This is a genomic window from Nocardia sp. NPDC058176 (assembly GCF_042883805.1).
Taxonomy (GTDB): domain Bacteria; phylum Actinomycetota; class Actinomycetes; order Mycobacteriales; family Mycobacteriaceae; genus Nocardia.
Window position 1 is genome coordinate 86,663 of record NZ_JBHVVA010000001.1, and the last position, 21,869, is coordinate 108,531.

At 69.5% G+C, this 21,869-nt stretch carries 22 protein-coding genes; 15 read left to right on the top strand and 7 right to left on the bottom strand.

Going from position 1 to position 21,869, the window contains the following annotated elements:
• Positions 1-4: 4 nt before the first annotated feature.
• Genes ehuD through ehuB form a run of 3 tightly spaced genes read right to left on the bottom strand, consistent with a single transcriptional unit; the run spans position 5 to position 2,266 of the window.
• Positions 5-652, bottom strand: a complete 648-nt coding sequence (ehuD, locus tag ACFVVM_RS00430; protein WP_387611338.1) for an ectoine/hydroxyectoine ABC transporter permease subunit EhuD — start codon at positions 650-652, stop codon at positions 5-7.
• Complete coding sequence (gene ehuC, locus ACFVVM_RS00435) at positions 649-1,371, bottom strand: ectoine/hydroxyectoine ABC transporter permease subunit EhuC (RefSeq protein ID WP_387611341.1); 723 nt, start codon at positions 1,369-1,371, stop codon at positions 649-651. The genes ehuD and ehuC overlap by 4 nt, the downstream gene beginning before the upstream one ends.
• 7 nt (positions 1,372-1,378) lie before the next feature.
• The gene (gene ehuB, locus ACFVVM_RS00440) at positions 1,379-2,266 is read right to left on the bottom strand and encodes an ectoine/hydroxyectoine ABC transporter substrate-binding protein EhuB (protein ID WP_387611343.1); all 888 of its coding nucleotides are present in this window, start codon (positions 2,264-2,266) and stop codon (positions 1,379-1,381) included.
• Positions 2,267-2,532: 266 nt separating this feature from the next.
• Here ehuB and ACFVVM_RS00445 point away from each other — a divergent pair, with 266 nt between their 5' ends.
• The gene (locus ACFVVM_RS00445; RefSeq protein ID WP_387611346.1) at positions 2,533-4,281 is read left to right on the top strand and encodes a proline--tRNA ligase; all 1,749 of its coding nucleotides are present in this window, start codon (positions 2,533-2,535) and stop codon (positions 4,279-4,281) included.
• Between the two features lie 149 nt (positions 4,282-4,430).
• A complete protein-coding gene (locus tag ACFVVM_RS00450) occupies positions 4,431-6,182 on the top strand; it encodes an acyl-CoA dehydrogenase family protein (RefSeq protein WP_387611348.1) in 1,752 nt (583 codons plus the stop codon).
• Between the two features lie 114 nt (positions 6,183-6,296).
• On the opposite strand, the gene ACFVVM_RS00455 is transcribed toward ACFVVM_RS00450, so the two are convergent.
• Both ACFVVM_RS00455 and ACFVVM_RS00460 read right to left on the bottom strand, forming a co-directional pair.
• Positions 6,297-6,728 (bottom strand): ferritin-like domain-containing protein, encoded by a 432-nt coding sequence (locus ACFVVM_RS00455; protein ID WP_387611351.1) that lies wholly within the window; start codon positions 6,726-6,728, stop codon positions 6,297-6,299.
• The gene (locus ACFVVM_RS00460; protein ID WP_387611354.1) at positions 6,725-7,285 is read right to left on the bottom strand and encodes a hypothetical protein; all 561 of its coding nucleotides are present in this window, start codon (positions 7,283-7,285) and stop codon (positions 6,725-6,727) included. The genes ACFVVM_RS00455 and ACFVVM_RS00460 overlap by 4 nt, the downstream gene beginning before the upstream one ends.
• A gap of 464 nt (positions 7,286-7,749) precedes the next feature.
• On the opposite strand from ACFVVM_RS00460, the gene rimP reads away from it, so the two are divergent.
• From rimP to ACFVVM_RS00505, 9 genes are all read left to right on the top strand, one after another.
• A complete protein-coding gene (gene rimP, locus ACFVVM_RS00465; protein WP_387611356.1) occupies positions 7,750-8,379 on the top strand; it encodes a ribosome maturation factor RimP in 630 nt (209 codons plus the stop codon).
• The gene (nusA, locus tag ACFVVM_RS00470; RefSeq protein WP_387611359.1) at positions 8,376-9,404 is read left to right on the top strand and encodes a transcription termination factor NusA; all 1,029 of its coding nucleotides are present in this window, start codon (positions 8,376-8,378) and stop codon (positions 9,402-9,404) included. The genes rimP and nusA overlap by 4 nt, the downstream gene beginning before the upstream one ends.
• A 68-nt stretch (positions 9,405-9,472) precedes the next feature.
• Positions 9,473-9,808 carry a YlxR family protein gene (locus ACFVVM_RS00475; RefSeq protein ID WP_387611362.1) on the top strand — a complete coding sequence of 112 codons (336 nt, stop codon included), beginning with the start codon at positions 9,473-9,475 and terminating at the stop codon, positions 9,806-9,808.
• A gap of 108 nt (positions 9,809-9,916) precedes the next feature.
• Complete coding sequence (infB, locus tag ACFVVM_RS00480; protein WP_387611364.1) at positions 9,917-12,913, top strand: translation initiation factor IF-2; 2,997 nt, start codon at positions 9,917-9,919, stop codon at positions 12,911-12,913.
• A 92-nt stretch (positions 12,914-13,005) separates the two neighbouring features.
• Positions 13,006-13,299, top strand: a complete 294-nt coding sequence (locus ACFVVM_RS00485; protein WP_067492601.1) for a DUF503 domain-containing protein — start codon at positions 13,006-13,008, stop codon at positions 13,297-13,299.
• Positions 13,300-13,313: 14 nt separating this feature from the next.
• Complete coding sequence (gene rbfA / locus ACFVVM_RS00490; protein ID WP_387611366.1) at positions 13,314-13,763, top strand: 30S ribosome-binding factor RbfA; 450 nt, start codon at positions 13,314-13,316, stop codon at positions 13,761-13,763.
• A gap of 5 nt (positions 13,764-13,768) precedes the next feature.
• Positions 13,769-14,779, top strand: coding sequence for a bifunctional oligoribonuclease/PAP phosphatase NrnA (locus tag ACFVVM_RS00495; RefSeq protein ID WP_387611368.1), 1,011 nt, complete (start codon positions 13,769-13,771; stop codon positions 14,777-14,779).
• 43 nt (positions 14,780-14,822) lie between these two features.
• On the top strand, positions 14,823-15,188 hold the full coding sequence (locus tag ACFVVM_RS00500; protein WP_387611371.1) for a VOC family protein: 366 nt from the start codon (positions 14,823-14,825) through the stop codon (positions 15,186-15,188).
• A 115-nt stretch (positions 15,189-15,303) separates the two neighbouring features.
• Entirely contained in the window at positions 15,304-16,653 is a 1,350-nt protein-coding gene (locus ACFVVM_RS00505; RefSeq protein ID WP_387611373.1) for an MATE family efflux transporter, read from the top strand.
• 7 nt (positions 16,654-16,660) lie between these two features.
• Here the strand turns inward: ACFVVM_RS00505 and ACFVVM_RS00510 are convergent, their stop codons facing one another.
• Positions 16,661-16,969: a putative quinol monooxygenase gene (locus tag ACFVVM_RS00510; RefSeq protein WP_387611375.1), complete on the bottom strand. Its 309-nt coding sequence runs from the start codon at positions 16,967-16,969 to the stop codon at positions 16,661-16,663.
• Positions 16,970-17,055: 86 nt separating this feature from the next.
• Between ACFVVM_RS00510 and ACFVVM_RS00515 the strand changes: the two genes are divergently transcribed.
• Genes ACFVVM_RS00515 through truB form a run of 4 tightly spaced genes read left to right on the top strand, consistent with a single transcriptional unit; the run spans position 17,056 to position 20,013 of the window.
• Positions 17,056-17,379: an ArsR/SmtB family transcription factor gene (locus ACFVVM_RS00515; RefSeq protein ID WP_387611378.1), complete on the top strand. Its 324-nt coding sequence runs from the start codon at positions 17,056-17,058 to the stop codon at positions 17,377-17,379.
• Between the two features lie 42 nt (positions 17,380-17,421).
• The gene (locus ACFVVM_RS00520; RefSeq protein ID WP_387611380.1) at positions 17,422-18,378 is read left to right on the top strand and encodes a metallophosphoesterase family protein; all 957 of its coding nucleotides are present in this window, start codon (positions 17,422-17,424) and stop codon (positions 18,376-18,378) included.
• Positions 18,379-18,412: 34 nt separating this feature from the next.
• Complete coding sequence (gene npt, locus ACFVVM_RS00525; protein ID WP_387611382.1) at positions 18,413-19,081, top strand: 4'-phosphopantetheinyl transferase Npt; 669 nt, start codon at positions 18,413-18,415, stop codon at positions 19,079-19,081.
• The gene (truB, locus tag ACFVVM_RS00530) at positions 19,081-20,013 is read left to right on the top strand and encodes a tRNA pseudouridine(55) synthase TruB (RefSeq protein ID WP_387611385.1); all 933 of its coding nucleotides are present in this window, start codon (positions 19,081-19,083) and stop codon (positions 20,011-20,013) included. The genes npt and truB overlap by 1 nt, the downstream gene beginning before the upstream one ends.
• 81 nt (positions 20,014-20,094) lie before the next feature.
• Here truB and ACFVVM_RS00535 read toward each other — a convergent pair whose 3' ends face one another.
• Positions 20,095-21,573 (bottom strand): FAD/NAD(P)-binding protein, encoded by a 1,479-nt coding sequence (locus ACFVVM_RS00535; protein WP_387611388.1) that lies wholly within the window; start codon positions 21,571-21,573, stop codon positions 20,095-20,097.
• Positions 21,574-21,869 lie beyond the last annotated feature (296 nt).

The window sequence follows — 21,869 nt, forward strand, 5'->3', positions numbered from 1 at the left end:
CTCGTCAGTAGTAGGCAAGTCGCTTCTCCAGTCTTCTGATCAGCACGGAGGTCGGGTAGCTGGCGACGAGGAAGAACACCCCGGCCAGTGTGATCGCCTCCAGGTAGGCGAAGTGCCGCGCCCCGAATTGCTGTGCGGAGGTCACCAGTTCGACGACCGAGATGGCGAACAGGAACGGGGTGTCCTTGAACATCGACACCGCGTTGGTGCCCAGCGAGGGCAGGCTCGCCCGGATCGCCTGCGGCAGCACCACCGCGCGCCAGGTCCGCCCGGGCGGCAGCGACAGCGCGCGGGCCGCCTCCCACTGCCCCTTGGGCACCGCCTCGATCCCGGCCCGGTACACCTCGGCCAGGTAGCTCGAATAGTGGATGCCGAGCACCGTGATGCCGATCTGCAGCGCCGAGAACTGCGTCAGCAGTGTGTAGGCGAACAGCAACTGCACGATCAGCGGCGTGAGCCGGACGAACTCGCTGACCGCGTGCACCGGCGCGGCGATCCAGCGCGGTGCCGACTGCCGGATCATCGCGATCAGCAGGCCGAGCACCGCCGCCAGCGCGAAGCCGAGCACGGTGGCCAGCAGCGTGATCTGGAAGCCGTCCCACAGCACGGGCAGCGCTTCACGAGCGCGCTGCCAGCTCCATTCCGCGGTCATGAGCCCACCTTCGCGTGCGCGTCGTCGGGCGCCAGGCTGAGCACTTCCTTGAGGGAAGCGCCGCGGCCGAGCTTGGTCTTGGCCCGGGTCTCGAGCAGATTCATGCCGAGGGTGAGCAGGTAGGCGAGCACGAAGTAGATGGCAAGGCCCACACCGAACGCGAACAGCGTGTCACCGGTGTCCTTGCGCAGGTTGCCGATCTCGAAGGTGAGGTCGTGCAGGGTGATGTAGGACGCCACCGCGGTGCCCTTGAGCAGGTGGACAAGCAGGTTGGTCATCGAGGGCAGCATCAGCGCCCACGCCTGCGGGAACAGCACCCGCCGCAACCGCTGCCACGGACTGAAGTTCAGCGCGACCGCGGCTTCGAACTGCGCGCGCGGCACCGCGTTGAGCGCGCCGCGCACCACCTCGGCGCCGTACGCGCCGTAGTTCAGGCCCAGCGCCAGGATCCCGCAGAACACCGGATCCAGCTTGTAGCCAAGCAGCGGCAGCACGTAGAACAGCCAGAAGATCTGCACCAGCAGTGAGGTGCCACGGAAGAATTCGATCAGGACCCGGGCGGCCCCGCGCGCCGCGAGATTGCGGACGCGCGCGATCGTGCCGAGTGCGAGGGCGAGGACGAACGCGAGCAACGCGCCGCCGATGGTCAGCTCCAGCGTCACCACGATGCCCTCCCACAGGGAAGGGAGGGCATCGCGTAACGCGTCGAGATTGCTCATGCGTGAATCAGATTTCGCCCTCGCACAGCTTGGCTGTCGTGTACTGCGGATCGGGCAGCTCGGCCTCGGTGAAGCCGAACTCGCCGACGATCGAGAGATACTTGTCCTTGTCGGAGGTGATCTTGGCCAGCTCGGCGTTGTAAGCGGCCAGCAGGTCGGGATCGCTGGTCCGGAACACCGTGCCACCCGCGCCGACCTGCGGCTTGCCGTCGATGACCGCCACGAACGACGGCGTCACGTCGACATCGGCGCCCGGGGTGTGGTTCTTGAGCCAGTTCAGCGAGATCGCGGTGAGCGCGAAGACGTCGGCACGGCCGGAGGTGACCGCGTCCATGCCGTCCTGCGGGGTGGCGACCTGGGTCGCGTCGATGCCGAGCGAGGTGGCGTAGTCGGATTCGATGGCGCCGGTCATCGCGGTCATCTTGGCGCCGCTGTCCTTGATCGATTGCATGTCCGTCAGGTTCAGCGGATTGCCGGATTTCACCATCAGCGCGGTGGTGTACATGAATTCCGGTTCGCTGAAAGCGGCCTGTTCACAGCGTTGCGGCAAGATCGACATTCCCGCGCTCACGGCATCGAATCGGTTCGCCTGCAAGCCGGGGATCAGGGCACCGAAATCGGTCTGCACGCCGTCGACGGTCTCGATGCCGAGGTTGGCGAAGATCTCCCGGTGCAGGGCCACCGTCGCACCGGTGAGCTGGCCGTTCTCGTTGAACGAGTAGGGCGCCTCACCCGCGAATCCCACGGTGATCGTGCCCTTTTCGCGCAGCGACTCCAGTAGCTGACCACTCTCGGCGGTCTCGGTCTTCGTACAGCCGGCCAGGGCGGCCGCGACCAGCGCGGCGCCGGTCAGCACCGCCGCACAGCGCTTGGGCAGCGATTTCTTCTGGGTCATATCGGCCTCTCGAAAGGGTAGCCTGCGCGAATCCGGGCAGCTACCGTTTTCTGTTGTAATTACGAATTAGACGCACATAGAACCTAGAGGGAACATATTAGTTCACTCATCATCCGTTATTGTTTTGTTATCTGCTGATTAGCAGCGGGTGCTATTGGGTAACCTTGAGTACTTTCTCGTGCGAACCAGTTGTCCGGCCGCGCGCGTGGCGGCCGCGCGGTAATCCGCTGTGAGAGCCGGGGGACCAGGGACTACGCTGTGCACCCGTGATCACCCGCCTCTCCCGCCTGTTCCTGCGCACCCTGCGAGACGATCCCGCCGACGCCGAGGTGCCCAGCCACAAACTGCTCGTTCGCGCCGGCTACGTCCGCCGCGTCGCCCCCGGCGTGTACTCGTGGCTGCCGCTGGGCCTGCGCACCCTGCGCCGCATCGAGGACGTGGTGCGCCAGGAGATGGACGCCACCGGCGCCCAGGAGATCGCCCTGCCCGCGCTGCTGCCGCGCGAGCCCTACGAGACCACCAACCGCTGGACCGAATACGGCGACGCCCTGTTCCGCCTGCAGGACCGCAAGGGCGGCGACTACCTGCTCGGCCCCACCCACGAGGAACTGTTCGCGCTCACCGTCAAGGGTGAGTACAACTCCTACAAGGATCTGCCGGTCACGCTCTACCAGATCCAGACCAAGTACCGCGACGAGGAACGCCCCCGCGCCGGCATCCTGCGCGGCCGCGAGTTCGTCATGAAGGACTCCTACTCCTTCGACCTCGACGATGCGGGCCTGGCCACCAGCTACGCCACCCATCGCGCGGCCTACCAGCGCATCTTCGATCGCCTCGGCGTGCAGTACGTGATCGTGGCCGCCACCTCCGGCGCCATGGGCGGCAGCGCGTCCGAGGAATTCCTCGCCGAGAGCCCCGTGGGCGAGGACACCTACGTGCGCTGCGTGGAGTCCGGCTACGCGGCCAATGTGGAGGCCGTGGTCACCCCCGCGCCCGCGCCGCTGCCGATCGAGGGCCAGGCCGCGGCCGTCGAGCACGACACCCCGAACACCCCCACCATCGCCACCCTGGTCGACTGGGCCAACGAGGCGAAGGTCCTCGACCGCACCGTGACCGCCGCCGACACGCTCAAGAACGTGATGGTCAAGCTGCGCCACCCCGACGGCAAGACCGAGATCCTCGGCATCGGCATCCCCGGTGACCGCGAGGTCGACGACAAGCGCCTCGAAGCCGCCGTCGAGCCCGCCGAGGTGGAACTGCTCACCGAGGCCGACTTCGCCGCCAACCCGTTCCTGGTGAAGGGCTACATCGGTCCGAAGGCGCTGCAGGCCAACGGTGTTCGCTACCTCGTCGATCCGCGCGTCGTCGAGGGCACCGCCTGGATCACCGGCGCCGATACGCAGGGCAAGCACGTGGTCGGGCTCGTCGCCGGTCGCGACTTCACCCCCGACGGCACCATCGAGGCCGCCGAGGTCCGCGACGGCGATCCCTCGCCCGACGGCGCCGGTCCGCTGGTGTCGGCGCGCGGCATCGAGATCGGCCACATCTTCCAGCTCGGCCGCAAGTACACCGACGCCTTCGACGTCGACGTGCTCGGCGAGAACGGCAAGCCGGTCCGGCTCACCATGGGCTCCTACGGCGTCGGCGTGTCCCGGATGGTCGCGGTGATCGCCGAGCAGCAGCACGACGACAAGGGCCTGCGCTGGCCCGCCGAGATCGCCCCCTTCGACGTGCACGTGGTGATCGCCAACAAGGACGCCGCCGCCCGCGAGGGCGCCGAGCAGGTCGTCGCCGGTCTGGACAAGCAGGGCCTCGAGGTCCTCTTCGACGATCGCACCGCCTCGCCCGGCGTGAAGTTCAAGGACGCCGAACTGCTCGGCATGCCCTGGATCCTGGTCATCGGCCGCGGCTGGGCCGACGGCAAGGTCGAACTGCGCAACCGGCTCACCGGCGAAGCCGAGGAGATCCCGGCCGAGGACGCGGTCACCGCGGTGACCGCCAAGATCCGCGGCTGAGATCTGTTTCGCCGCATCGCGCCGCTCCGCACGCTGTGCGGGGCGGCGCGTTCATCTGCCGGGCGGGTGGCGGCCCAACCTACGCCTACGTAGGGGAAACCGGCAGGTAGACGGCCCGAGGCGGGGTGCGGCGCTGATAAGTTGACCCTATGACGAGTTCGCCCAGCCTGCTGTTCAACCCCGCCACCTACGACCCCCAGCATTTCGATGCCGAGACGCGGCGGTTGTTGCGGGCCACCATCGAGTGGTTCGAGTCCAAGGGCAAGGCGCAGCTGCTGGCCGAGGACCGCGACGCGGTGTGGACCGAGGAGTTCCTCGCGTTCGTGGGCAAGGAGAAGCTGTTCGCCACCTTCCTGACCCCGGCCGCCTACGCCGACGGTGATCCGAACAAGCGCTGGGACGCCGCGCGCAATGCCGCCCTCGCCGAGATCTTCGGCTTCTACGGGCTGGCGTACTGGTACGCCGAGCAGGTCACCATCCTCGGCCTCGGTCCGATCTGGCAGAGCGACAACGAGATCGCCAAGCGCAAGGCCGCCGCCGACCTCGACGAGGGCCAGGTCATGGCCTTCGCGCTGTCCGAGCGCGACCACGGCGCCGACATCTACAACACCGACCTGATCCTCACCCCGAGCGAGCCGGGCAGCGCCGACGCCGAGGCAGGCATCCTGTTCCGCGCCAGCGGCGAGAAGTACTACATCGGCAACGGCAATGTCGCCTCGATGGTGTCGGTGTTCTCCCGGCGCGGCGATGTCGAGGGCCCCGAGGGCTACATCTGGTTCGCCGCCGACAGCAGGCACGCCAACTACCACCTGATCGAGAGCGTCATCCACGGTCAGATGTATGTCAGCCACTTCCGGCTGGAGAACTACCCGGTCACCGCCGCCGACGTGCTGCACGAAGGCCCCGAGGGCTTCTCGGCCGCGCTCAACACGGTCAACGTGGGCAAGTTCAACCTCTGCCACGGCAGCATCGGCATGGTCGAGCACTCGTTCTTCGAGGCCATCACCCACGCCAACAACCGCATCCTCTACGGCAACCCGGTCACCGACTTCGGGCACGTGCGCGGCAACTTCGTCGACGCCTACGCCCGCCTGATCGCGATGAAGCTGTTCAGCGACCGCGCCGTCGACTACTTCCGCAGCGCCTCCCTGGACGACCGCCGCTACCTGCTGTTCAACCCGATGACCAAGTCCAAGGTCACCTCCGAGGGCGAGGTCGCGATGACCCTGCTGCTGGATGTGCTGGCGGCCAAGGGATTCGAGAAGGCCACCTACTTCGCGCAGGCCTCGCGCTACATCAACCACCTGCCCCGGCTCGAGGGCACGGTGCACGTGAACGTGGGCCAGATCCTCAAGTTCATGCCGAACTACCTGCTCAACCCCAAGGAATACCCGGCGATCGGCACCGACCTCGCCCCCGGCGACCAGGAGTTCTTCTGGAAGCAGGGCCCGGCACGCGGCGCGGGCAAGGTGCAGTTCGCCGACTGGACCCCGGCCTACGAGCAGGCCGCCGAGGTGCCCAATGTCGGCCGCTTCTACGAGCAGGCCCAGGCGCTGCGCACCCTGCTGCTCACCGCGGCTCCCGACGCCGACCAGCAGAAGGACCTGGACTTCATGCTGACCATCGGCCACCTGTTCTCCACGGTGGTCTACGGCCAGCTGATCCTCGAGCAGGCCGAACTCACCGGCCTCGACCACGACGTGCTCGACCAGATCTTCGACTTCCAGATCCGCGACTTCAACACCCAGGCCACCGCTCTGCTCGGCAAGCCCTCGGTCACCGAGGCCCAGCGCGACTGGGCGATCGGCGCCCTGCGCAGCCCCGTCGCCGACGCCGAGCGCTTCGACCGCGTCTGGCAGCAAGTCGAGTCCTACGACGGCGCCTACGCGATGCGTCCGTAGTCCGTCCCGCTCGATCTGGGCGGTTGATCACCAGGCTCTGGTGGCGTTTCGCTCTCGGCGGATGCTTACCTGAGAGCCTGGTGATCAATGGTCCAACTGCGCACCGCCGGCGCGTCAGGCTTTGCCGGGGAAGCTGACGGTCACCGGGTCGGCGCCGAGGATCGCCTGCCAGCGGGCTCGGCGGACGGCTGCCTCGGTCAGTGCCTCGGTGGCCGTCGTGCGGACGGCGGGCTCGGTGGCCTGCTCTACGGCAGCCAACCAGGCTGCGGCGCAGTCGGATTCGACAGCGACCGCCAGGTTCGCCGCCGGGATCGGGTTGTCGACCGGGAACGGCGGGTTGTAGGCCGCCTCGGGTGCCTCCGGTGCGGTGCCGTCGGCTTCGAGAAGTTCGATGGTGGCGTCGCGGCGGGCTCGGTGGGCGGCGCTGAACTCGGCGACCAGGCGGGCCCGGTCGCTGTTGGCGTAGGCCGCGATCACGCCGTAGGAGTAGACAGCGGCGTGCTCGCCGTCGAGGGCGGCCTGCAGAGCTTGTCGTTGGTCGGTCATGTCAGCAGGACTCCCGCCTGGGTCGCGCAGGCCGCGCTGATCGAGGCCAGCAGGCCAGCGCGGTATCCGGATTCGATGCTGGCCGCGCGGGCGGCGGCCTGTTGCGAGCGGGTCAGTTGATCGCGCAGCTGAGCGATATCGAGCGGCTGGGCGGCGCCGGACTCGACGACCGAGGCGGGCACCGTCGACCCGTCCGGCCCCGGCACCGTCACCTCACCCGTGCGCCGCACCGGTGTGGTGCCGTCCCCGTACACCCCGACCACCCGGTCGATCTCGGTGCGCAACGCGTCGGCGTGTGCGGTCCGCTCGGTCGCGATGGTGCTCAACGCCGCCTGGGACTGTGGCGCCAGCGCGATGGCCGCGGTCGCGGCGGCGGCGTCGGCCCGCGCCAGAACCTCCTGCGCGGCAAGTGGATCCGGCTCGTGCACCGTGTCGTCCTCGGCACAGGCCGCCAGCACGGCCACCGCGGGTACCCCGAGTGCGCCCGCACCGACCAGCCGCAACAGCGACCGCCTGCGCCAGGTCCGCGCCTTGGTGAGCGTCGTGTCCTCGTGCACCGCTGCGCCATTGGGGTTCGCCGCGGTGGTTGTGTGGACCGTGCGGGCTAGGGCGGCCTCGGGGGAGTGGAGGGTGGGGCCGGGGTGGGGCTGTGGGGCTGAAAGCTGTTGTCCGCGTGCGTGATACGGGCGATCTGCGGTGTCGGCAGGCGGTGTCGGTCCGGCGGGGACGACGGGGACCGGGCGCGGCGCGGCGAGCGTCGTCGGGCGGGATTCGTGCCGGTCGGAACGCATGCCGGAAGGTCGCCCGGCGCTCGGCGGGGCGGTATGGCGGAAGGGCACGACCACCATCGTGCCAGATCTGTCCGGCCGCGCTCGCGCACGCCGTGACCTGGCAGGGCACGCCGGGACGGACCGGTGCGCGACGCCCGGCTGCTGGTCCTTTACACTCTCGGAGCGCGTTACGCTAGACCTTCGGCGTAGAAATTTCCGATCGCGTCACAACTGAACCAGGAGCCGCCCATATGCCGATGCCCACCGAGGAAAGGGTGAGCCAGCTAGTCGCTGAGCTCGTTGCACGCCGGGGATTCGACCTCGAGGGCGTCGCGATCGCGGCTGCGGGCAAAGACGAGCTGGCGCCGGTTCGGTTGAAGGTCATCGTGGACAGCGACGGACCGGTCGACCTCGACGCGATCGCCGAGCTCAGCCGCGAAACGTCGGAACTGCTCGACGCGGCGGGCGATTTCGGCGATTCCGCCTACCTGCTCGAAGTGACGACTCCCGGCGTCGACCGCCCGCTCACCACCGACCGGCACTGGCGCCGGGCCCAGGGCCGCAAGGTCAAGGTGGTCCTGGTCGAGGGCGCCGACCAGGTCGAGGGCAAGAAGCGCTTCGAGGCCCGCGCCGGTCAGCTCGCCGACGACGGCACCATCGCGCTCGTCCTCGGCGGCCGCAACAAGCCGCACCGGGTGCACGTGCCGCTCACCGACATCGCCGCCGCGGTCGTCCAGGTGGAATTCAACGCCCCCGGTGCCGCCGAACTCGAGCTCGCCGGTGGCATCGCCGCGGGCAGGCCCGTTCCGGGTGACGAACCCGCAGACCTCGCCGCAGGCGGCCAACACAGTGACTCTCCCACCGAAGGGGTTGCGGAATGAACATTGAAATCGAAGCCTTGCGGGCGATCGTCGCCGACAAGGGCATCTCGATCGAGACCGTGATCTCGGCGATCGAGTCGGCGCTGCTCACCGCCTACCGGCACACCGACGGCCACGAGGCCAACGCGCGCATCGACATCAACCAGAAGACCGGCGTGGTCCGGGTGATGGCGCGCGAACTCGACGCCGACGGCAACCTCGTCTCCGAATGGGACGACACCCCCGAGGGCTTCGGCCGGATCGCGGCCACCACCGCGCGCCAGGTGGTGCTGCAGCGGCTACGCGACGCCGAGAACGAGAAGTCCTTCGGTGAGTTCGCCACCCACGAGGGCGACATCGTCGGCGGTGTGGTCCAGCGCGACGCCAGGGCCAATGCCCGCGGCATCGTGGTGGTGCGCATCGGCAGCGAGGCCAACGGCGCCGAGGGCCTGATCCCGCCCGCCGAGCAGGTGCCCGGCGAGACCTACGAGCACGGCGACCGGATCAAGTGCTACGTCTACGGGGTCTCCCGTGGCCCGCGCGGTCCGCAGATCCAGCTCTCGCGCACCCATCCGAATCTGGTGCGCAGGCTCTTCTCGCTCGAGGTGCCCGAGATCGCCGACGGGTCGGTGGAGATCGTCGCGGTGGCCCGCGAGTCCGGGCACCGCTCCAAGATCGCCGTACGGTCCACCGTGCAGGGCGTGAACGCCAAGGGCGCGTGCATCGGCCCGATGGGTCAGCGCGTGCGCAACGTGATGAGCGAACTGGCGGGCGAGAAGATCGATATCATCGACTACGCCGAGGACCCGGCGACCTTCGTCGGCAACGCGCTCTCGCCGTCGAAGGTGGTCTCGGTCACCGTCGTGGATCCCGAGGCCAGGGCGGCACGGGTGATCGTGCCGGACTTCCAGCTGTCGCTGGCGATCGGCAAGGAGGGCCAGAACGCCCGCCTGGCCGCCCGTCTGACCGGCTGGCGGATCGATATCCGCAGCGACGCGGCTCCGGAACCGGGCGATTCGGTCCGCCCGGAGGCGCACCGTAGTTGACCGAGACACGGGAATCCCGGCCCCCGGATGACATGTTCGTAACTTCGGAAGGGGAGGGGTTCGTCGTAATGACCGGGTCACCGGTAGAGTGGGTGAAGGACCGGCCCGCGCAATCCGTTCGAACCTGTATCGGATGCCGTCAGCGCGAGCCGTCTGCCGACCTGTTGCGGATCGTGGCGCAGCATCGGGGCGCCGACAGTGACACTGCCGGAACCTCGGCTGTTGTGATAGTCCCCGACCCGCGGCGCAGACTTCCCGGACGGGGTGCCTGGTTGCACCCCGTTTCAGCTTGTCTGCGTTCCGCAGAGCGGCGCCGAGCATTCGGCAGAGCCCTACGAGTGTCCGGAAATCTGGATATCTCAGCCCTGGAGCAGTACCTCGAGAACAGGCACGAGCACTCATGAGCACACCGTGAAGCACCAACGATGAACGTCCATCGGAGATAACCCGAGGTCGTGCGGGCCCGCCTTCCCTAGGCGGCGTCACTGCCCGACCTCTCAGTGAGGAGAGCAGTGGCAGGCAAGGCCCGCGTGCACGAGTTGGCTAAAGAGCTCGGTGTCACAAGCAAGGAACTACTCGCGAAGCTCAAGGAGCAAGGCGAGTTCGTGAAGTCGGCGTCCTCGACGGTGGAAGCACCCGTCGCCCGTCGTCTGCGCGAATCGCTCGCGTCGAAGTCCGCCCCCGCGGCCGACGCGAAGTCGGCGGCCCGTCCCGGACCGTCCACGGCGGCCCGTCCGGGCGCCAAGCCCACCCCCGGCGGTCCCCGCCCGGGTCCGCGTCCGGCTCCGGCGGCTCCCGCCGCGGCCGCCACCCCCGCAGCACCGGCCGCTCCCGCGGCCCCGGCGGCCCCGGCTCCGGCCGAGTCCAAGCCGGCTCCGGCTGCCCGGCCCACCCCGGCGGCGGCGCAGTCCGCGCCCGCTGTCAAGCCCGCCGCACCCGCCCCGCGCCCCGCGCCCGGCGCACCGCGTCCGGCCCAGGGTGGTCAGGCGCCGCAGCAGCAGCGTCCCGGTCAGCCCGCTCAGGGTGGTCAGGCCCCGCGTCCGGCCGGTCCCGGCCCGAAGCCCGGCCCGAAGACCCCGCGCGTCGGCAACAACCCGTTCAGCTCCGCCCCCGATCGTGAGCGTCCCGCGCCGCGTCCCGCCCCCCAGGGTGGCCCGCGTCCGACGCCGGGTCAGGGCGGTCCCCGTCCGACTCCGGGCCAGGGTGGCCCGCGTCCGGCTCCCGGCCAGGGCGGTCCCCGTCCCGGTCAGGGCCAGGGTGGCCCGCGTCCGGCCGCCGCGCAGGGCGGTGCCCCGCGTCCCGGTGGTCCGCGTCCCAACCCCGGCTCGATGCCGCCTCGTCCGAACCCGGGTGCCATGCCCGCGCGTTCGGCTCGTCCCGGCCCCGCGGCCGGTGGCCGTCCGGGTCGTCCCGGCGGCGCTCCCGGTGGCGGCGCAGGTCGTCCCGGTGGTGGCGGCGGTGGCGGTTACCGCGGTGGCGGTGGCGGTGCCCCCGGTGCCGGCGCCGGTGCGGGTGCTCCCGCGGCCGGTGGTTTCCGTGGTCGTCCCGGTGGCGGCGGCGGTCGCCCCGGTGGTCCCGGTGGCCGTGGTGGTGCGGCGGGTGCGTTCGGCCGTCCCGGTGGCGCTCCGCGTCGTGGGCGTAAGTCGAAGCGGGCCAAGCGCGCCGAATACGAGAACATGCAGGCGCCCGCCGTCGGTGGCGTGCGGCTGCCCCGCGGCAACGGTGAGGTCATCCGCCTCGCCCGTGGCGCGTCGCTGTCGGACTTCGCCGAGAAGATCGACGCGAACCCGGCTGCCCTGGTGCAGGCGCTGTTCAACCTCGGCGAGATGGTCACCGCGACCCAGTCGGTGAACGACGAGACCCTCGAGCTGCTCGGCGGCGAGATGAACTACGTCGTCCACGTCGTCAGCCCCGAGGACGAGGACCGCGAGCTGCTGGAATCGTTCGACCTCACCTACGGCGAGGACGCCGGTGGCGAGGACGATCTCGAGCAGCGTCCGCCGGTCGTGACCGTCATGGGTCACGTCGACCACGGTAAGACCCGACTGCTCGACACGATCCGTAAGGCCAACGTCGCCGAGGGCGAGGCCGGTGGCATCACCCAGCACATCGGTGCCTACCAGGTGCTGACCGACCTCAACGGCGAAGAGCGCCTGATCACCTTCATCGACACCCCGGGTCACGAGGCGTTCACCGCCATGCGTGCCCGTGGTGCGAAGGCCACCGACATCGCGATCCTCGTGGTCGCGGCCGACGACGGCGTCATGCCGCAGACGGTGGAGGCGATCAACCACGCGCAAGCGGCCGACGTGCCGATCGTGGTGGCGGTCAACAAGATCGACAAGGAAGGCGCGAACCCGGACAAGATCCGGCAGCAGCTGACCGAATACGGTCTGGTCACCGAGGAGTACGGCGGCGACACCATGTTCGTCAACATCTCCGCCAAGCAGGGCCTCAACATCGACGCGCTGCTCGAAGCGGTGCTGCTGACCGCGGATGCCTCGCTGGACCTGCGGGCCAACCCGGACATGGACGCCCAGGGTGTCGCCATCGAGGCGCACCTCGACCGCGGCCGTGGCCCGGTGGCCACCGTGCTCATCCAGCGCGGCACGCTGCGCGTCGGCGATTCGATCGTGGCGGGCGACGCCTACGGTCGTGTGCGCCGCATGGTCGACGAGCACGGCGAGGACGTCCTGGCGGCCCTGCCGTCGCGACCGGTCCAGGTCATCGGTTTCACCTCGGTGCCCGGCGCGGGTGACAACCTGCTCGTGGTCGACGAGGACCGCATCGCCCGGCAGATCGCCGACCGCCGCAATGCCCGCAAGCGCAACGCGCTCGCCGCGCGCAGCCGCAAGCGGATCAGCCTGGAAGATCTGGATGCCGCCCTGAAGGAGACTTCGGAGCTCAACCTGATCCTCAAGGGCGACAACTCCGGTACCGTCGAGGCCCTCGAAGAGGCCCTGCTCGGCATCGAGATCGACGACGAGGTGCGTCTGCGCGTCATCGACCGCGGTGTCGGTGGCGTCACCGAGACCAACGTCAACCTGGCGTCGGCCTCGAACGCGATCATCATCGGCTTCAACGTCCGTGCGGAGGGCAAGGCCACCGAGCTGGCCAACCGCGAGGGCGTCGACATCCGGTACTACTCGGTGATCTACCAGGCCATCGACGAGATCGAGAAGGCCCTCAAGGGCATGCTCAAGCCGATCTACGAAGAGGTCGAGCTGGGCCGGGCGGAGATCCGCGCGATCTTCCGTTCGTCCAAGATCGGCAACATCGCCGGTTGCATGGTCCTGTCGGGTTCGGTCAAGCGCAACGCCAAGGCGCGCCTGATCCGCGACGGCCGGGTGATCGCCGAGACGATGACCATCTCCTCGCTCAAGCGGGAGAAGGACGACGCCACCGAGGTGCGCGAAGGTTTCGAGTGCGGTATGACCGTGACCTACAGCGACATCAAGGACGGCGACATCATCGAGGCCTACGAGCTGCGCGAGAAGCCGCGCGACTGATATCGCAGACCGTTCCACACGCCGCATCCGAGCTTCGGGTGCGGCGTGTGGTCATGCGGGCGCGAAACCCATCTACCAGGAGGTGAGCACCGCTGTACATCGGTGCGCTCGAATTCGATCTACTGCTCGGTGACGTGCATTCGCTCAAGGAGAAGCGGTCGGTGATCCGCCCGATTCTCGCCGAGCTGCAGAAGCGCTTCGCCGTGAATGCCGCCGAGGCGGGAGATCAGGACCTGCACCGCCGAGCTCTGCTCGGGGTGGCCATGGTCAGTGCGGAAACGGGACACCTGAACGAGGTGCTCGACAAGTGTGAGCGGCACGTCGCCGCCCGTCCGGAGATAGAGTTGCTGGCAGTACGCCGCCGGATCTTCGGACCCGAAGACTAGAGGGAGGTCAGGCCATGGTGGATCAAGCCAGGGCACGCCGACTCGCCAAGCGGATTTCCGCGATCGTGGCCACCGCGATCGAATACGAGATCAAGGATCCGCGGCTGCGGTTCATCACCGTCACCGATGCCAAGGTGACCGGCGATCTGCGCGAGGCGACGGTGTTCTACACGGTGATGGGCGAGACGCTCGAGACCGAACCCGACTACGCGGCCGCGGCCGCCGGTCTGGAAGCGGCCAAGGGTGTGCTGCGGTCCAAGGTCGGCGCCGGAACCGGGGTGAAGTTCACCCCGATCCTGTCGTTCACGCTGGACAAGGTGCCCGACGCGGCACGTGAGATGGAAGAGCTGCTCGCCCGGGCTCGCGCCATCGACGACGAGGTCGCCAAGGTGGCCGCCAACGCCACCCACGCCGGTGACGCCGATCCGTACAAGTCCGATCGCGACGACGAAGACCCCGAGTAGTCGTCGTGCCCGGTCGCGACACCGGAATCCGTGACGGGACCGCACTGGATGCCGCCGTCGCCGCGGTGGCGGCGGCGCGTTCGGTGACCGTCCTGTGCCATGTGCAGCCCGATGCCGACACCGTCGGCAGCGGGCTCGCGCTCGCGCTGGCCCTGCATCGGCGGGGCGTGCCGGTCCGGGTGTCGTTCGCCGAACCGGCCGAACTGCCCGCCTCCCTGCGCACCCTGCCCGGCACGGAACATCTCGTGCCGCCCGCCGAGGTGCCGGACGAGGTGGACCTGCTGATCGTGGTCGACTGCGGTGCGCGCAGCCGGCTCGGCGCGCTCGCCGATCGGTTGCCCGGTGCCCACACGACCTTGGTGATCGATCATCACCGCGCCAACGACGGCTTCGGCACCGTCGACCTGATCGATGAGTCGGCGGCCTCGACCACCGAGCTGATCACCCGCCTGCTCGACGCCTGGCATGTCCCGATCGACGCGGCGATCGCGCACTGCCTGTTCGCCGGACTCGTCACCGACACCGGCTCGTTCCGCTGGGCCAGGCCGGGCAGTCACGCGCTGGCCGAGCGGCTGCTGGCCACCGGCATCGACGGTGCCGAGATCACCCGCGTGTTGCTCGACACCCATCCGTTCGCCTGGTTGCCGATGCTGTCGAAGGTGCTCTCCACCGCGGTGGTCGTGCCGTCGGCGGCCGGGGTGGGTCTGGTGTACGCGCTCGTGCGCGCCGCCGACACCCACGAGGTCGGGCCCGAGGAGGTGGAGAGCGTCATCGATGTCGTGCGCACCACCACCGAGGCGGGGATCGCCGCGGTCTTCAAGGAGGCCCGCGGCCAGAACGACCGCTGGACGGTCTCGCTGCGCTCCCGCGACTCCGCGCCCGGCACCGCCGACGGTGTGGACGTGGCGGCGGTCGCGAGCGGTTTCGGCGGCGGCGGTCATCGTTTCGCCGCCGGCTACACCACCTATGGCAGTGCCGAGTCGGTGGTGCGGGCGCTGGTCACCGCGCTCGACTGAAAAATGTGAGGCGAGGAGACGACCGCGCCCCTATGGTGAATCGATGGCATCGGTCAAACAGGTCCAGGTCACCTTCGACTGCGCGGAACCCGAGCGGCTCGCCCAATTCTGGTGCGAGGTACTGGGATACGAGCATCGGGGATCGTCCTGCGTCGATCCCGCCGGTGTCGGCCCGCGCCTGTACTTCCAGCGGGTTCCCGAGGGCAAGGTCGTCAAGAATCGGTTGCATCTCGACGTGCGGGTCGGCACCGGGCTGGTGGGTGAGGAGCGGCTGGCCGCGCTCGAGGCCGAATGCGCGCGACTGATCCCGCTCGGCGCGGTCCGCGTGCGACTGCTGCGTGCCGATGGTGTCGAGGAGTCGTGCCTGGTGATGCAGGACATCGAGGGCAACGAGTTCTGCCTCGACTGAGCGGCGCGGTACGCCGCGCTGACATGTCGGTGCCGTGTGCGACCATCGGCGGCAGTCGTGCACAGGTACGCGCCGGGGAACGGGCGGCGCCCTTCAGATGGGGAGGTCGTCGGGCGTGAGTTCCGCAGTGGTCGACGTGGTGGATCAGGCGGGTCCGCGGCGCATTCTCGGGATCGCGCTGCCGACGCTGGGTGTGCTCGTCGCGGAACCGCTGTATCTGCTGTTCGACATGGCCGTGGTCGGGCGGCTGGGGGCACTCGCGCTGGCCGGGCTCGCGGTCGGTGGGGTGATCGTGGGGACGGTGAGTACACAGCTGACCTTCCTGTCGTACGGGACGACGGCGCGGGCGGCCCGTCGTCATGGCGCGGGGGATCGGGCGGGCGCGGTCGAGGAAGGGATTCAGGCGAGCTGGGTCGGCGTGGCGATCGGATTGTTGATCGTGGCGGTCGTGCAGTTGTTCGCCGGGCCGCTGTGCTCGGCGATCGCCGGGGGTGGCGAGATCGCCGACGAGGCGCTGGGCTGGGTGCGGATCGCGCTGTTCGGGGTGCCGTTGATCCTGCTGTCGATGGCGGGCAACGGCTGGATGCGCGGTGTCCAGGATGTGCGGCGCCCGCTGCTGTTCGTGATCGCGGGCCTGGCGCTGTCGGCGGTGCTGTGCCCGGTACTGGTGTACGGATTGCTCGGTGCGCCACGGCTGGAACTGGCCGGATCGGCGGTGGCGAATGTCGTCGGACAGTCCGTCACCGGCGTGCTGTTCGTGTACGCGCTACTGCGCGAACGGGTTTCGCTGCGGCCGCGCCCCACGGTGATGCGCGCGCAACTGGTGCTCGGGCGCGACCTCATCGTGCGCAGTCTCTCGTTCCAGGTGTGCTTCGTCTCCGCCGCCGCGGTCGCCGCCCGGTTCGGCGCCGCGTCCGTGGCCGCGCATCAGATCGTGCTGCAACTGTGGAATTTCCTTGCGCTGACCCTGGATTCGCTGGCCATCGCGGCCCAGACCCTGGTCGGTGCGGCGCTGGGCGCCGGAAACGCGCGGGGTGCCAAGGGGATCGCTCGCCGCGTGACCGGCTGGTCGGAGATCTTCGCGCTGGTGCTGGCCGGCCTGTTCGCCGCCGGCGTCGGGGTGATCCCGCTGCTGTTCACCGATGACCCGCAGGTGCTCGACCGTGCGCACGTCATCTGGTGGTTCTTCGTCGCCATGATTCCGGTGGCGGGCGCGGTCTTCGCCCTCGACGGCGTCCTGCTCGGCGCGGGCGACGCCGCCTTCCTGCGCACGGCCACGCTCGTCGCCGCCCTGCTCGGCTTCCTGCCGCTGATCTGGCTCTCGCTCGTCTTCGACTGGGGCGTGGCCGGGATCTGGTCGGGCCTGGTCGCGTTCATGCTGTTGCGGTTGGTCGCGGTGGTCGCCAGGGCCAGGTCGGGACGGTGGGCCAGGGTCGGTGCCGAGGTGCCGAGCGGCGTCGCGTGAGCGGGGGTCAGCGCGGGTAGGGGCTGAGCATGTCGATCCAGCGGATGTCGAGATCGCGGGTCAGGTAGTCCATGCGCGAGTTCCAGAACTCCCGCATGTGCGGCAGCGCCAGGTGCTGGTCCAGATCGTCCTTGCTGCGCCAGACCTCGTAGAAGACGAACACCGACGGATTCTCGCTGTCGACGTGGAAGTGGTACTCGAGGCAGCCCGGCTCGGCGCGGGTCGGTTCGACGAACGACAGCAGCAGTTCGCGCAGGTCCTCGCGGCGCTCGGGCTTCGGGTGGGCGAATCCCACCAGTGCGTAGGTGTCGGCCATGATGCTCCTTGGGTACGATGATCGACGTACCTGGTGACCGTAGGTGGTCGCTAGGTACGACGCAACTCGTACCTGAGGAGGTTGTGGTGGACCAGGCGGAACCGGGCCTCGCCGAGCTCGAGCTGGGGGCGGTCCTCGGCGCGCTGGCCGACCCGCAGCGCCGCCGGGTGATCACCCTGCTCGCCCTCGATCCCGCCGACGGCGACCGCAGCTGTTCCTCCTTCGGACTGCCCGTCACCAAGGCGACCCGCACCCATCACTTCCGGGTGCTGCGCGAGGCGGGGCTGGTCCGCCAGATCAACTACGGCAACCGCAGCACCGTCGCCCTGCGCCGTGCCGAACTCGACACGCGGTTCCCGGGACTGCTCGATCTGCTCGTCGCCGAGGGCGCGCCGACCGATGATGGGTGAACCCGTCGGTCACGCGGCACGAGCGTGTGCCACTGTGGACAGGTGATACCGAAGTTGATGGCGGTCAGCGATGTCCATGTGGGACACCAGGGCAACAAGCCGGTCGTGGAGCAGATCCACCCGGATTCGCCGGAGGACTGGCTGATCGTCGCCGGGGACGTGGGCGAGAAGGCCGAGGAGGTGCGGTGGGCGCTCGAGCTGCTGCGCCGCCGGTTCGCGAAGGTCATCTGGGTGCCGGGCAACCACGAACTGTGGACCACGCCCAAGGACCCGGTGCAGATGCACGGCGCCGCCCGCTACGACTATCTCGTCGCGATGTGCCGTGATCTCGACGTCGTCACCCCCGAGGACCCGTTCCCGGTCTGGACCGGCGCAGGCGCCGAGAAGTACGGCGGCCGCGTCACCATCGCCCCGATGTTCCTGCTCTACGACTACTCGTGGCTGCCGGAGGGGACCATGACCAAGGCGCAGGGGCTGGCACTGGCGCGTGAGCGCAATGTCGTGGCCACCGACGAATTCCTGCTGACGCCGGAGCCGTACCTGTCCCGCGACGCCTGGTGCCATGCCCGCGTGCAGTACACCCAGCGCCGCCTCGACGCGCTCGCGCCCGATACCGCGGTGGTCATGGTCAACCATTTCCCGCTGGTCCGCCAGCCCACGGAGATCCTGTTCTACCCGGAGTTCTCGCTGTGGTGCGGCACCGACCTCACCGCCGATTGGCACACCAGCTACAACGTGGTCTGCTCGGTCTACGGCCACCTGCACATCCCGCGCACCACCTACTACGACGGCGTCCGGTTCGAGGAGGTCTCCCTCGGCTACCCGCGCGAATGGAAGCGTCGCGGCGTCCCCGACCCCCTGCTGCGCCAGATCCTGCCCGAACCGGTCTACGCCGAGGGCGACCTCAACTCCTGGGGCGGCCATTTCAAGGTCACCCCGGAGATGGAAGCCGCCGCCGCCGAGATGCGGGCGAAGGCGGAGCGGCGCCGGGGCGTCTGATCACGATGCGCGACACCGATTAGGCTGGTCCCCGATGATTCAGAACATTTTGCCGTCGGGTGTGGCGACCGCGGAGCTGCTGACCTATCCGGAGGACCTGAAGGCGCATCCGGCCGAGGAGCATCTCATCGCCAAGGCGGTCGAGAAGCGCCGCCGCGACTTCATCGGTGCTCGCCACTGCGCGCGGCTCGCGCTCGAACAGCTCGGAGAGCCGCCGGTCGCGATCGGCAAGGGGGAGCGCGGGATGCCGCTGTTCCCGCGCGGCGTCGTCGGCAGCCTGACGCACTGCGACGGCTATCGCGCCGCCGCCCTCACCCACGCACTGCGCTTCCGTTCGGTCGGCATCGATGCCGAACCGCACGGCGCCCTGCCCGAGGGCGTGCTCGATTCGGTGAGCCTGCCCGCCGAGCGCGAGTGGCTGAGCACCGCGCCAACCGGCCTGCATCTGGATCGGCTGCTGTTCTGTGCCAAGGAGGCCACCTACAAGGCGTGGTTCCCGCTGACCCTGCGCTGGCTCGGCTTCGAGGACGCCCACATCACCTTCGAGATCGATTCCCGCACCGCCGATTCCGGTTCCGGTACGTTCCACACCGAGCTGCTCGTTCCCGGGACGACGAATGACGGCGGCACGCCGTTGCGAACCTTCGATGGCCGTTGGACGATCGCCGACGGGCTGATCCTGACCGCGATCGCGCACGGCTGATGGCCGCCCGTATCTCGGCGGTCGGCCAGCTCGGCGGACTGGTGATCGTCGACAAGGACGGCGGCTGGACCAGCCACGATGTGGTGGCGCGCAGCCGGAAGCTGTTGCGCACCAAGAAGGTCGGGCACGCGGGCACGCTCGACCCGATGGCGACCGGTGTGCTCGTGCTCGGTGTGGAGCGGGCGACGAAACTGCTCGGTCAGCTGATCCTCACCAGCAAGGCCTATACCGCCACGATCCGGCTCGGTCAGGCCACCGTCACCGACGACGCCGAGGGCGAGGTCACCGCGACCACGCCCGCGCTGCACGTCACCGACGCCGCGATCGCGGCCGAGGTCGCCGCGCTGACCGGCGACATCCAGCAGGTTCCAGCCACCGTCAGTGCCATCAAGATCGACGGTGAACGCGCCTACGCCCGCGCCCGCGCCGGTGAGGACGTGCAACTGGCCGCCCGCCCGGTGACGGTGTCGCGCTTCGAGGTACTGGCTCGTCGCGATGTCGCCGACGGCGAATTCGTCGACCTGGACGTGGAAGTCGACTGCTCCTCGGGCACCTACATCCGCGCCCTCGCCCGTGATCTGGGCGCCGCCCTCGGCGTCGGCGGCCATCTGACCGCCCTGCGCCGCACCCGGGTCGGCCCGTTCACCCTCGAACACGCCCGCACCCTCGACGAACTCGCCGCGGCCGCCGAGGCCGAGCAGCCGCTGCTCAGCCTCGACATCGACGCCGCGGTCCGCACCGCCTTCCCGCACCGCGACATCGACGAGTCCCAGGCCGAGGACCTCCGCAACGGCCGTTGGCTCGACCCGATCGGCATCAAGGGCGTCTATGCCGCCATCGACCCGGCGGGCCGAGCCATCGCGCTACTCGAGGAGAGCGGCAAACGCGCCGCGTCGGTGATGGTGGTCCGCCCCCAGGGCATCGGCGACTGACCCCGCCACCTGTTGGACGGTTGATCACCAGGCACTCCTGTGAGCATCGCCCGGGAAGCGAAAACCACCAGCGCCTGGTGATCAACTGTCCAGGTCGATGGGCGCCCAGGTCGGCTCGGCTTCCTTGGCGAGCTGGGCGGCCAGGCGGGCGGCTTCGGTGGCGAGGCCGGGCGGGTTGGTGGCGATGAACATCGAATCCGCCGCCACATTGCCCAGGACGTGCCAGTCGCCGCCCGGTCGAAGACGACGGGTGGCCGCTTCGGCGTGCAGGCCGCCGGTCGGCACGAGGGCGGCCGCGCCGGTGTCGAGCAGCCGGGCCACCAGCGACTCGGTGTCCTGCGGGGTGGTGTAGGCGGGCGGGTTGACCGCGTTGATCACCACGTCGGCGGACCACTCGGTGTCGTCGGTCACGGTGAATCCCGCACTGTGCCGGGTGATCTCGGTGACCCCGCCGCGCAGCGTGAGCTGCCCCGAGTCCAGCAGGCGCAGCAGGATCCGCGCATTGTGCGGGACCATCGGTGAGCTGAGACTGCTGATCGTGCGGGAGTTCCGCTCGCGCAACATCGTCCGGTCCTCCTCGCGCAGCGCGGGCCACAGGATCGGGCCGATCGTGCGGATCGCCATCGTCAGCAGTCGTCGGCCGAGCAGGGGTGAGTCGACGGCGTCGAGCTGGCGCCGCAACCGGAGCACCGGGTCCTCGGTGCCGGTGGCGAGCAGCTCGGCCGCGAAGTCGCTGAAATCCTCACCCAGATCGGCCAGTTCGGCGCGCATGAGGGCGATCACCTCGTCGAAGGTCACCGGGCCGTTCGCCACCAGTGACAGTGCCGCGGCGGGTATCAGGTGGCGTGGGGCCAGCGGCAGCGGCCGCTGCTGCACGAACGGCAGGACTCCGGTGCGGGAGAGCAGGGTGATCGGTCCGCGATGTCCCTGCTCTGCCAGGCCGGCGGCGATGTCGACGGCGGTCAGACCGCTGCCGATCACCGCCACGTGCGCCTCGGCGCCGACCTCGGGCAGCGTCCGGGCCAGGGGATACGGTTCGACGAAATAGCCTGGCGCACCGGTCAACCCATATCGATCGCGTGGACGACCCCCACCCACGCCGAGCACCACCCGATCCACTGTGTGCGCCGCGCCGCCCTCGGTCCGCAGCACGACCGGTGCTCCGGCGGCGAAATCGGTGACCCGGTCGTTCACGACGCTGACCCGCCACCCGTCGCGTCGCAACCGCGTGATCGCCGTGCGCGCCGTCTGTTCCAGGTACTCCCCATACATCGCGCGCGGCACGATCGGCTGCCCGAGTCCGTGATCGAGGAACTCTGCCGCGTCGGGCCTGCGCAGCAGCCACCGCTCGAAATGCGCGCGGTCCTCGGCCCGCACCGACATCAGCGCGGGCGGCGCGTTCACCCGCACCGCGGGCACGTCGTGCTGATAGGCCCGGCCGCGCCAGAGTGCCGCCGATCCCTCGAACACCGTGATCGTGCCCGGTTCCCGTCCCGTGTCCGCGAGCGCGTCGAGCAGTCCCACCGCGGCCACTCCCGCACCGATGATCCCGATTCGCATTTGTCGACTCCTTCATCCGGCGGCGATCGCCGCGTCATCGCTGGGCGCTGCCTGACCTCGTCGTCCGGCGCGTCCCCGCAGATCAGCGTGGTCGCCCCAGGACCGCGGCGACATCCCGCGTTTGCGGGGGTCTCGCCGAGCCGATGCCGCTTACGGGTGCAACTGCGCCCGCGTGCCCCTGTTCGAGGGATGGCTTCCGCGCTTGCATGCTGTCCCTTTCGGGCGATGACGCCGGGCTTGCGTGCCGCCGCGTTCGAGCGATGGTGCCGGGCGGCGTGCTGTCCTATTCGGGGGGC